This is a genomic window from Hymenobacter edaphi, assembly GCF_003258365.1.
Lineage (GTDB): Bacteria > Bacteroidota > Bacteroidia > Cytophagales > Hymenobacteraceae > Solirubrum > Solirubrum edaphi.
This window is the reverse complement of record NZ_QHKM01000001.1, coordinates 1,362,067-1,373,342: the sequence shown is the minus strand read 5'-3', so window position 1 is coordinate 1,373,342 and position 11,276 is coordinate 1,362,067. Positions and strand designations below refer to the sequence as shown.

Annotated in this window: 7 protein-coding genes and 1 pseudogene; 4 read left to right on the top strand and 4 right to left on the bottom strand. The window is 61.8% G+C overall.

The features are described from left to right. Positions 1–203 precede the first annotated feature (203 nt). From DLM85_RS05670 to DLM85_RS05660, 3 genes are all read right to left on the bottom strand, one after another. The gene (locus tag DLM85_RS05670; RefSeq protein ID WP_111477072.1) at positions 204–3,119 is read right to left on the bottom strand and encodes a lipase family protein; all 2,916 of its coding nucleotides are present in this window, start codon (positions 3,117–3,119) and stop codon (positions 204–206) included. Positions 3,120–3,153: 34 nt separating this feature from the next. Then, entirely contained in the window at positions 3,154–3,702 is a 549-nt protein-coding gene (locus tag DLM85_RS05665) for a Riean_0653 family protein (RefSeq protein WP_111477071.1), read from the bottom strand. Positions 3,703–3,840: 138 nt separating this feature from the next. Further along, positions 3,841–4,485, bottom strand: a complete 645-nt coding sequence (locus tag DLM85_RS05660) for a recombinase family protein (RefSeq protein ID WP_111477069.1) — start codon at positions 4,483–4,485, stop codon at positions 3,841–3,843. A gap of 118 nt (positions 4,486–4,603) precedes the next feature. Here DLM85_RS05660 and DLM85_RS05655 point away from each other — a divergent pair. The 3 genes and pseudogenes from DLM85_RS05655 to DLM85_RS05645 all read left to right on the top strand — a co-directional run. Next, positions 4,604–5,053, top strand: a pseudogene (locus DLM85_RS05655) (DUF4158 domain-containing protein); the annotation flags it as partial. Between the two features lie 1,012 nt (positions 5,054–6,065). Then, positions 6,066–7,574, top strand: a complete 1,509-nt coding sequence (locus tag DLM85_RS05650) for a Tn3 family transposase (RefSeq protein ID WP_165822021.1) — start codon at positions 6,066–6,068, stop codon at positions 7,572–7,574. A 371-nt stretch (positions 7,575–7,945) separates the two neighbouring features. Next, positions 7,946–8,641, top strand: coding sequence for a recombinase family protein (locus DLM85_RS05645; protein ID WP_111477065.1), 696 nt, complete (start codon positions 7,946–7,948; stop codon positions 8,639–8,641). A 28-nt stretch (positions 8,642–8,669) separates the two neighbouring features. Here the strand turns inward: DLM85_RS05645 and DLM85_RS05640 are convergent, their stop codons facing one another. Continuing rightward, on the bottom strand, positions 8,670–9,584 hold the full coding sequence (locus DLM85_RS05640) for an Abi family protein (protein WP_111477064.1): 915 nt from the start codon (positions 9,582–9,584) through the stop codon (positions 8,670–8,672). Positions 9,585–9,972: 388 nt separating this feature from the next. On the opposite strand from DLM85_RS05640, the gene DLM85_RS24970 reads away from it, so the two are divergent. Beyond that, entirely contained in the window at positions 9,973–11,271 is a 1,299-nt protein-coding gene (locus tag DLM85_RS24970; RefSeq protein WP_133256922.1) for a GTPase-associated system all-helical protein GASH, read from the top strand. Positions 11,272–11,276: the final 5 nt, after the last annotated feature.

Sequence of the window (11,276 nt, the reverse complement as noted above, 5' to 3'; positions counted from 1 at the left end):
GTCCCTCAGAGAGGGACGGGCTTGGGGTATGCCAAACAGATCGTTTCCTTTGCGCATTAGTGCGTGACCTGAATCTGGCGGTGTTCCACCTGCTGGCCGCGGCGCAGCTGCAGGTGGTAGAGGCCGGCGGGCAGCGTGCGCGTGTCGAGGCGCAGGCGGCCCTGCGGGGCGCTGTGCTGGCGGCGGGGCTGGCCCTGCGCGTCCTAGAGGGTGGCCTGGAAGGCGGCCTGCTGGCTTTCCTCCACGGTCACGTCGTCGGCGGCGGGATTGGGGTAGACGGCGTAACGGCCGGCCGTGGGCCCGGGGCAGGGCGCGAACTGCACGTAGCGCTGGGCCGTGAGGAGGCCACCGCAGTCATCGGCCACGCTCACCTCCACCAGCACCGAGCCGGTGGCGTTCAGGTCGTAGAGCTGGTGCACAAAGTGGCTGCCGGTCAGCGCCCCCCGGACCACCCCGTCCACCTTCCAGGTATAGCGGGCGGTGGAACCGACACCCACCGTGCGCGCGTCCGCAATGATTTTGTCGCCGGCGCACACCGGGTCCGCCATCGGCTCGATGTCGAGGCGGCCCTGGCCGATGGCCACGGGGAAAGCCAGCGGCGTGCCGCAGAACCCAACGTTCGCGCGGATGGTGACATCGGCGGCGCTGGGGCCGGCGTACTGCACGTCAAACGCGGGCCCGGTACTGGGGCCGGTGGGCGTCAGCGCGCCGGGCGGGTCGACGTACCAGTTCACGGTGGCCCCGGCCGGCAGGTTGGCAATGGTGTAGTGCCCCGCGCTGTTCGGGCCGCTGGCGCAGATCAGCTCGTCGCCGGCGATGCGCAGGTCCGGGAAGGGGTTGCAGTCGAGGGTGCAGAAGTTGCCGGCCGGCCCCAGGTTCTGGATTTCCCGGAACAGCCACTCGCTGTTGCGGGCGTTGAAGGTGGGGTGAAACTGGTTAAAACGTCCCCCCAAGGGCCCTTGGGCGATAAACCGCTCGGCCAGCGGGCGGCGGGCGGAAGAACCGCCGTTGGCATAGACGCCGAAGATGCTGGCGTTGGTCTGCTCCGGCACGTCCAGCGCGCTGAAGGTGGGCACGAAGCAGAACGCGTCGACGGCGTCCAGACGCAAATCGAACCCAAACAGGTTACGCCAGTTGAATGGATCAGGAGCGGTTGGCTCAATTCCAGCATAACCAGCTACGTTGTAGAGGCCACCCGGCACCCGGTCCCAGTCGCGCACGTTGGGCGGCGAGTCGGCGGCTTCGCGGAACAGGTTGGCCTGTACACTGACGCCAAGGATGCGGTACTTGGCGTATAGCTTGAGCAGCGAAATGCGCTGGGCGCCCCCAAAGTTCGGCACCGAATTGATGATGGCCTGCACGCGCAGGTCGCTGCGGCCGATGCTGGGCAGCGGGGTCAGAAACATCCCGCTTTCCAGCCGGGCCAATTCGTGGTAGGACTGCAAGCCGTTGTCGGTGCCGCATTGCGAGCCGAGGCTGGCCGCCTTGAAGGTGTAGCCGGGCACCGGGTCGCCGGGGCCGAAGGTAATCATCGAGCGGTACTCCCCGTCGAGGAAGGTGTTGGTCGCGTAGCCGCCGTTGGCGTTGGTGGCGTACTGCAGCAGCAGCTGCCGCGACAGGGGCGCTTCCAGCACGTCTTTGAGCTGGCGAATCTGCGGAAACACAATACTCAGGGCGATGCCGCCGGCCGGCCCGGCAATGGTGTAAGCCGTCAGGAAATGATTCATGGCGCGGGTAAAGGACTGTACCCCCAGGGGGGTGTTGGCCCCGCGGTGGGGGCTGTCCCAGGTCACGAACTGGCGCGTCTGCGGATCGTCGTTGCCGCGCTTGGTCATTTCGGCCAGGCCGTAGCGGGCCACCAGCCCGCCCATGGAGATGCCCAGCACCACGTTCGGCTCCAGCGGCCCGCCCGGCGTAGCGGGCACTTTGTGCTGATTCACCCAGCGCACGACTTTCTCAAACGCCGCCGCGTTGCGGCGGATGTCGTCCGTGCCATCCAAAAAATCGATGTAGACGATGTCGTAGTTGCCGATGGTGCCCAGTGCGCCGTTGTCCAGCGCATTGCGAAGGTTGAAAGGGCCATCGTTATCTATATCATCCAAAAAGTCCCGAATGGAAAGGTTCGGGAATTTCGAGGCAATGCCGGATACATCGTAACCTTCCACCACAATCAGCGGCTTGACCAGCTGGATGGGCCGGGCGTTTGGCGTATGGTTACCGCCGTAGCGAATGAAGGCGATGGCGCCTTCGTGCCGGTCGATGGTAGGGGAAAAGAGGACGGAATCACCGCGCAAGTCGTAGCGGCAGCCGGCGCAGCCGATGCCGTTGAGTTGCACGTCGAACCAGCTTTCCAGCACCGTAAAAGTGGGTTGCGGGGCTGCTGCCGCGACCCGGATGCTGCCCGGCATGGGCGGCGCGCTGCTGCTGTAGGTCACGCGCACTTTGATGCGCTTGGCCCCCTCGGTGGTGTAGGAGGCTTCGATGGGCTGGTCCCGGGCCGCCGGCACGTAGCCGTTGCCGTCGCCGAAATCCACCTGCAGGGCGGTGGGGTAGCCGCTGGTGCGCAGGTGCAGGTTGCTGGGGAAAATCAGCGAGAGGACGCCGTCGCGGTCGTAGCTGCGCAGGGGGGCAGCGGCGAAGAGGGTGCGGCGCAGGTAGGGGCTTTGCGAACGGCCGGCCACGTCGTGGAACTGCTCGTTCTGCACCGTGAGCAGACCGGCCGTCAGCGCGTCGGGCCGCAACGTAGCGTAGTCCAGGCGCTGCACGGCCACCGGGATGCTAGCAGGCGCAGCGGTTTGGGCCGCGTCCCAGCGGGTGTCGACGTCCTCCAGGCCGGGCAGGGCGCTGCTGCCCGCCAGGCGGCTGCTGCCCCAGGTGGCGTAGAGCATGCGCCAGGCCTGCGCGTTGGTCAGGCTGCTGTCGGTGAGCGCGCCGGCGAAGGGCGCGAGCGTGAGCAGCGGCGTGGCGTACTCGGCCAGGCAGCCGGTGGGCACCTGGCTTTTGTCGAGCGGGGCGAAGAGGTAATCTAGCCGCAGCCTCAAGGAGTCGGGCGGGGTGGTGGCCCACGCAGAAGTAAGGCCCAGCCAGAGCAGGGCTACACACAGGTAGATTTTGCGCATACGCGACGAAGGAGTCGGGATGAAAAAAGAAGGGTCAGAGCTTGCGGTCGAAGCGCCCCTGCGTGACCTTGATCGTATCGCAGCCCGGCTTGGCCAGCACGAACTCGAACGTGCCCGAAGCCACCGCCGCGTCCAAGCGCGTCAGCGTCAGCGTGCCCTGGCAATGCACCAAAGGGTCGGCGCTTCGGTATTCTTGGCAGCTACTGGGGCGGAAATCGTCGTAGAAAGAGGCGCCTCTTGCGTCTGATACAACCAAGGCATAAGTGCCTACATGGCTTATATCACCTCCACCTAGGGTAATGCGCTGCCTACGACTATCGTCGGAGTTAGGCAAACGGTAGGCACGGATGTCGATGGTGCCCCCTGCGTAGGTGGGGTCGTAGCTGACGTAGAAGTTGGGCACGCCGCCTAGGCTGCCTTTGGGCGTCCAAGCCTGCCCGTTGACGAGGCAGCCGAAGGTGTTCTTGCCTTCCTGCGTGGCGGCGGGCAATGCGTCCTCTGGATTCTTGGGCTGCGGGTCGTCTTTGCACTTGGAACATTGGGTGAGCAGCAGCAAAGCCGCGTAGAGATATAGGCGGTTCATGGTAAGGGACGTGGTGAAATACAAATGCCAGCAGCCGGCGCACTCCGGCTCGGGGAGCGGTACGCAGGGCAGCTGGCAATAAGGAGTGGTAGGACGGGAAGGGCGAGGCGAGCAAATATAGATGTAATTCCTTGGCATTCACGAGCCCCGGCATGCCTCCTGGGCCCGTGCTTCGGCCTTGAGCAGCTGCACGTATTTGTACACGGTGCCGTAGGCAATGGCGGCCTGTTTGCTGATCTGGTTCATCGACAGGCCTTGCGCGTGCAAGCGGGCAATTTCCCGCTGCTGGCGCAGCGGCAGCGCGGGCCGGGAAATGGGTTTGCCCTGGGCCTTGGCCCGCGCCATGCCGGCGCGCACGCGCTGGCTGATGAGCGCGCTCTCGAACTGGGCCAGCGAAGCCATGACGTGGAACACCAACTCGCCCATGGGCGTGGTCGTGTCGATGTGTTCCTGGTAGGAGATGAAGTCTACGCCCAGGCTCTGGAACTCCTTCAGGGCGTTGACCAAGGCCTGGGTGGAGCGGGCGAAGCGGTCGTAGCGCCAGACCAGCACCGCGTCGAGCTGCCGTTTCTTGGCGGCGGCCATCATCCGTTTGTACTGGGTCCGTTCCTCGCTGGTGCCCGAGGCTTGGTCGACGTATTCCTCGACCACGGCAAAGCCCCGCCGCTGGGCGTACTCGCGCAAGGGTTGCAGCTGCGTCTCCGGGTCCTGTCCTTTGTCGAGGGTGGAGACGCGGGCGTAGAGGGCCACACGCGGAGGCGGGGCAATCGGGTTCAGAGGCATCGGTAGGGTTATCAAAAAGGAACTCCTTTGTAAAGCTACTTTTTCAGGCGTAAAATCGGTCCGGACACCCCGAAAAACCGGGGTGCGTTTGGACACCCTTTTCGATAGGCCGCCGCCCATGCCGCTCGACTTCCTCTCCGCCCCGGAACGGGCGCGCTACCAGACCGTGCCCGCGGCCCTGCTCGAAGCCGACCTGCGGCAACACTTCCACCTCACCGAGGCCGACCGGTTGTTCCTCGCCGCCTTTCGCGGCGCGGCTAACCGGCTGGGGGTGGCGGTGCAGCTGGGGCTGTTGCGGCTGATGGGCTTTCTGCCCGACACCTGGTGGGAGCAACTGCCGCCCGACGTGCCGCCGTTCGTCGCCGCTCAGTTGCAGGAGGTCTCGCCGGAACTGAGCGCGTACGGCCGCCGGCAGCAAACCCGCAGCGAGCATTTTCTGGCGGTGCTCAAGCACCTGGGCTTTCGCAAGTGGGAGCCGCTGGACCTGGCGTGGCTGGAACCGTGGCTGGTGGAACGGGCCCTGGAGCACGACGACGAGCGGGGGCTGCTTGCCATGACCTGCTTGCGCCTGCAGCAGGCGAAAATCGTGCGCCCGGCCATCGGCACACTGGAGCGGCTGGTCGGCAGCCTGAGCGAACTGGCCCACCAGGAAACCTACCGCCGGTTGGCCCCGCTGCTGAGCGAAAACGTGTGCCGGCAGTTGGATCAGTTGCTGGTGCCGGACGAGGCGCTGCGCATCACCCGCCACCGCTGGCTGGTGCAGACCGCCACGGCCGGCAATCCGGCTGCCATCACCACGGCCCTGGACAAACTCCGCTACCTGAGCGAACTGGGCGTGCCGGACTGGGACGTGCGCAGCCTGCACCCGAACCGGCAGAAACGCTTGGCGTTGCTGGCCCGCAACCGCTCCAACCGCCACCTCGAGCGCCTGCCCGTAGCCAAACGCTACCCGCTGCTGGTGGCCTTCCTGCGCGAGAGTTACCTGACGCTGACCGATGAGGTGCTGGGCCTGTTCGATGCTTACTGGGAACACAGCCTGGCCAAAGCCCGCCGTGCCCACGACCAGTACCAGCAGCAAATTGCCGCCGCCAAAGATACGGCCCTGCGCACGCTGGCCCAGGCCGTGGCAATCGTCTTGGACGAGGACCAGACGCCGGCCGGGCAGGTACGCCCCAGCGTGTTTGCCCGCATTCCCCGCGAGCAGCTGGTGCTGGCCTGGGAGGCCGTGCAAACCATGCTGTACCCGACGCGCCATTCGCACCTCACGTTCCTGGCCAAGCGCTACAGCCTGTTCAAGCAATTCACGCCCCGGCTGCTGGCGCAGATGGACTTCCGGCACGGCTTTACCGGCGACGACTTCCCGGCCGCGTTGGAACTGGTCGCGGACCTGCAGGCCGGCCGGCGCCGCAAATTGCCGGCGGCCCTGCCCACGGGCTTTCTCAAACCGACCTGGCGCAAGTTGGTCGTGGCGGAAGACAGCCCGGAACCGGACGTGCGCCACGCCTACGAGCTGTGCGTGCTCTCCACCCTGCGCGACCGGCTGCGCTCGGGCGACGTGTACGTGGCCCCGTCGCATCAATATGCCGATCCTGAGCAGCTATTTGATTGGTCCCTTCGAATGGCAGCAGGTAAAAGGGGAGCTATGCGCGCAGTTGAACCTGCCGCCGGTGACCACCGACCGCCTCACGCAGCGCCTGCAGGAATTACAGGAGTTGCTGGCCCCGATGCAACAACTGCTGGAAGCCGGGGGCGACGTGCGCCTGGAGGACGGGGAACTGGTCGTGGGCCGGGTCAGCGCGGAAGAGGTGCCGGCCGGGGCCCAGGCCCTGCAGCAGGAAATCAGCCGCCGGCTGCCCGTGGTGGATTTGACCGACATCCTGGTCGAGGTCAACGGCTGGCTGGGCTTCCCCGACCAGCTGCCCGGGCTGGAACACGCCCCGCGCGGCGACGGGCACGACACGCGCCTGCTGGCCGGGGTGCTCGCGCTGGGCTGCAACATTCCGCTCACCGACATGGCCCGCAGCACCGGGCTGCCCTACCAGTCGCTGTGGTGGACGGCCGCCAATTACCTGCGCGACGACACGCTCAAAGCGGCCAATACGCTCCTGGTCAACGAGCACCACCGGCAGTGGCTGGCTGCGTACTGGGGCAGGGGCACGTTTTCCTCCTCGGACGGGCAGCGCTTCGCCGTCAGCGGCAAGGTGCGCAACGCCCGGTCCCTGCCCACCTACTTCGGCACGGGCCGGGGCGTGACCATGCAGACGCACTCCTCGGATCAATATGCGCAGTACGGCAGCAAGGTCGTGCCGGCCACCTTGCGCGACGCCACCATCGTGCTCGATGAAATCGTCGACAACCAAACGGAATTGGCCATCGTCGAGCACACGACCGACACAGCAGGCTACTCGGACATCATTTTCGCGCTGTTTGATTTGCTGGGGCTGTATTTCTGCCCCCGCATGCGCGACCTGGCGGACCAGAAGCTGTACAAAATCCGGGGCGAGGACTGGACCTATCCCGACCTCAAGTTCACGGGCACGCTTAACCCGGACTACATCCGCCGGCACTGGGACGAGCTGCTGCGGTTGGCCGGCTCGATCAAGTCCGGCCGGGTGACGGCCTCGCTCTTCATCCGCAAGCTGCAGGCGTACCCCCGGCAAAACCACCTGACCTACGTGCTGCAGGCTTACGGCCAACTCATCAAGACCAACTTCATTTTGCGCTACCTGCAAAGCCAGCCGCTGCGGCGGCGCATTCATGCCCAACTCAACAAGGGCGAGGAGTTGCACGCTTTGCGGGCCTGGCTTTGGTTCGGCAGCGAGGGCGTGATCCGGCGCAAACAGCAGGAAGAGCAGGCGGAGGCCGCCCGCTGCCTGACCTTGCTCACCAACTGCGTTGTGCTCTGGAACACGGTCTACATGCAGGAGGCCCTGCAACAGCTGCAAGCGGAGGGCTACCCGGTGGACGAAACTCATTTCGAGTACCTCTCGCCCAGCCGCTACGAGCACATCAACCGGCTGGGCAAGTACTCCTTCGAGAATGCGGCCCAGGTGGACCCGCAGCACCGCCGGCCCTTACGCCGGCCGTAAGAGCCTTGGCTAGAGCGGGCGAATTCCTTAGCGTGTAAATCCGCCCCGTTGGAAGAAGAACCCCATCATTGGTGGTTTCACTATCAGACCACATTCCTACTTTATTGGAAAATATTCACATAAATGTAACAGAGTAGTTTGGATTGCCAAACCGGATGCAAAGGGAAAGAGGAAATCATGGGTATTGGCACCAATGGGGACGGCGAGAGTAGTTAGCCATTGGGCTTCACGCCCTAACCTCACCCATCACTACGTCAGCTTGGCAGGCACCAGAGTTCGTTTGCACCTCTGGTTACAAGTTAAGAACGGTCGTCTTTAGGATGTAACTTGGGTATTCAACGGGCCTGTTTACAGGGTCGACTCCTTATATAATGGACTACATTCTCTACCTGCGGGCCTCGACCCTGCGCCAGGGCCAGAGCGGCCTGGGCCTAGAAGGCCAGCGCCTGATTGCCCACCGTTTCCTGCAGCCGGGCGACCGGATCGTCGCCGAATACATCGAAGTGGAGAGTGGCCGCAAGAACAACCGGCCGGAGATGGCCAAGGCTATTGCCGAGACGAAGGCCGCCGGGGCGACACTGCTCGTGGCGGAGATGTCGCGCTTGGCGCGCAGCGTGTATTTCACCTCCAAGCTGATGGAGGAGCGGGTGCGCTTTAAGGCCTGCGACATTCCCAACGCCGACGAATTTACCATCAACATCCTGGCGGCCGTCGCCCAAAAAGGGGCCAAGGACATCTCCGAGTCGACCAAGCGCGGGCTATCGGCCAAGAAGGCGCGCGGCTTTACCCTCGGCAAGCCCGAGAACTTTACGGCTGCGTCGCGGGCGCTGGGCCGGGCCGTGGTGCAGCGTAACGCGCAGGAGGCGTTGCCCAATAAACAGGCCCGCCGGCTGGCCACGCTGCTGCGGCGGGACGGCCTGACACTGGCCGCCATCGCGGCCGAACTCAACGCTCACGGCTACCGCACGCGCCAAGGCAAGTCGTTCCACAAGACCACGGTGATGCGCTTGTTACTACCACTGGACTCCGAGCAGCCGGCAGTAGTAGTTGGTACTGCAGCAGCATAAGCCCCTACTGGCCACATACCCCTTCATGCTACCTGCTCTTCCATAAGGGCTGCTCCTGCCAATCCGTTGGAAAACCCATGGCGCCGGTATCAACTTCGGGGAACTCAGCAAACAACTCCACCAAGTGACGGCGCAGCGAGTACGCTGGTTCGATGGTATACAGCAGGTAGTTCATCACGCACAGCACCGCATAAAGCTTGTGCCGCTGCGAGTCGCTGATCGGATTGTACCGCAACTCGGGACGTTGAATCCGTTTGATGTGGCGGGGTGTGGCTGTGATGGTGCGGTTCCACAACCGGGCGTGGTGGGCGCAGATGTTGCGTACCTGGCTAATGCTTTGCAGCCAGCCTGAGAGGTAGTTCTCTCGCGGCACCAGGAAGAAGTCGGCAATGTCGCCCCGACCAGCGAGGGTCGGACGGATGTTACCATACAGCCGCGACAGCGCGCCAAACGTGGCCACTTCCAGTGTCTTCCACGCCGGCGGGCGCCGCTCGTCGTCCCCATAACGGCGGCGATGATCTCGAATAAACTCCTCGTGCGAATGCTCCAACTCGCGGTCAACAGCTGCCAGAAAATCGGCGTGCTCGTCGGGGCTGTTGAACAACGAAGGGTCTTCAAACCACCAAGGCGAATGCTGCAGCGACAGAGTGTAGATCAGGCGCGTGCGGATGCTGACCTCGATTAGCTCGGTGATGCTCAACACCAGCGCCCGGAGCTTCTGATCAAACCGGTACATGTCCACGGCCTGCTCAAAGTGGCTGCCAGGCTTGTAGAGGTGATTGACTTTGTCGTTCTGCAGCGGCAGCAGGTATCCGGCTAGGCGGTAATAGCTGATGGTACTCAGGTAATGCGCGGCCAGAGGTTCGTCAGCAATCACTAGACCGCGCTCTCGCAGCATCGCAATCTGGTCGGCGACGGTCACCGCGCCCTTCGTGTACTTCATCGTGGCTGGTGCGTATCGTTCACCACAGGGCAAAAAAAAGACTCGCCCTGGTACGCGGGCCCGAAGACCTGAAGCGTGGCGAGTACTGTTAGTACAAAGGTACGGATTTTCTAAGTTAACAGATAACTCGGAGACAATTCTGCTTCCTCAAACATGATCGCTTTACCAACTCTCAGTCGTGGTAAAGATGCCTCTATTTTAAATTAAACTTCTGATATTAAATTAATTATCACTTGTTTTCCTTGAATGTTTATGTAGATTAATTGATAACAATCATCCCTTAATCCTATAGACTCTGGTGAACTGAATGTGTAGCAAAGCCAATAGTCACAAGCGTGATACTGCAAAAAAATCCTGCTATCTTTCCTTTCTACATTGTTTTCACACCATGGCCCAATCTATTCTTCAAAGCTTTCTGAATGAGCACATTATTACTATTGACCAGAACGAAGAGTTCGGTTTTCTGCAAAAAGCCGTCTCTGAATTCGAGAAAAAGCTACGCACTAAAAAGTCGCGGATTTCAACGGTTGTCCAGCTAGCGTTTGATCCTGAAACAGATCCTGCGGAACCTCTGGTGGCCGAAGTTCAGGACCTGATTACCAGCAAGTGGAAGGCATTTCCAAGTAAGTGCAAAGACCGCCCAATACCTTACGTTCGGGCGGTCATGCTGGCGGCACTACAGCAACTGTCGGTTGACGTCCCCTACGCAGGAATGATCTGGCTGACGGCCAGCAACTTCTTTTCTTACATGAAACCGCTCGAACGGGAGGCCAGCATTCTGCTTGGATTTCTGGAAGGAACAGGTGCACTATTTGAACAAGGGAGTCTGCACGTTTGGGGTGTTGACAACACAAACCTCGCACTACCCTCCCTGGTCATTCCCAAAGCATCTTTGCCCGCCGTCAGCTCCACAACGAAAGAATACATTGTCGATCAACTAGCGCTATCAATAAAGGGTGATGACGATGGCGGAAACAAACACAGTTTTGGAACTGCATACAACTCAAACTACGGTAACAATCATAATGTTACAGTCTCATCGAATTGGGTAGAATCTTTCAGTATCATCGCAGGAGCAACAATTAAAGCTGTTGCTGACGCGATTACGACTTCGGCTAACAAATCATTAGGTCAGGCAGCAAGCGTGAAAATGCTTGAGGAATTCACTCAGGCCATGAACCGCTACCTAAATGATATAAATACGACCATGCAGCGACAAACCGCTTCGCACAACCTGCGTGGTCGTTTGCTGTGGTTGAAAGAAACACTGTATTCGACCAGCCAACAGACCAGCTACCGGCGGTTGCCGCTCGCTCTGCAAGGTCCAGTCTTGGCACACGATGCCGCCGAACTGGTACCTGCCATCTATCCGGCAAGCGTAGAGTACTTCCTGCGGGAAACGTTACGCGAAGCAAGCGCTGATACGGAAGCAGAACTCACCTTTGCAGACCTATTGCCGGAACTAGCGGCCACCCCAGCACTGCAGACCCTTCTGCCTGTTGTTGCTCCAGAAACAGGCCGCATGAGCTTATCGGCTTTTCTAAAAAAGCTCGCCGATGGCACGACGACGGTCGTATCATTTGAAGCGGCAACGGGCGTAGGCCTGGACGAGCAGATTTCTCGGCAAGAAATGGCTGTGTGGCTATTTCGGGAACTGCAAGTACTAAAATTAGCAGAAACGAAGTAGACGGG

What these genes read in the sequence shown, in the direction of transcription:
- DLM85_RS05645 (WP_111477065.1), top strand. Translation starts at nt 7,946, where the DNA reads ATGGACTACATTCTCTACCTGCGGGCCTCGACCCTGCGCCAGGGCCAG.
- DLM85_RS05640 (WP_111477064.1), bottom strand. Translation starts at nt 9,584, where the DNA reads ATGAAGTACACGAAGGGCGCGGTGACCGTCGCCGACCAGATTGCGATG.
- DLM85_RS05665 (WP_111477071.1), bottom strand. Translation starts at nt 3,702, where the DNA reads ATGAACCGCCTATATCTCTACGCGGCTTTGCTGCTGCTCACCCAATGT.
- DLM85_RS05660 (WP_111477069.1), bottom strand. Translation starts at nt 4,485, where the DNA reads ATGCCTCTGAACCCGATTGCCCCGCCTCCGCGTGTGGCCCTCTACGCC.
- DLM85_RS05670 (WP_111477072.1), bottom strand. Translation starts at nt 3,119, where the DNA reads ATGCGCAAAATCTACCTGTGTGTAGCCCTGCTCTGGCTGGGCCTTACT.
- DLM85_RS24970 (WP_133256922.1), top strand. Translation starts at nt 9,973, where the DNA reads ATGGCCCAATCTATTCTTCAAAGCTTTCTGAATGAGCACATTATTACT.
- DLM85_RS05650 (WP_165822021.1), top strand. Translation starts at nt 6,066, where the DNA reads ATGCCGATCCTGAGCAGCTATTTGATTGGTCCCTTCGAATGGCAGCAG.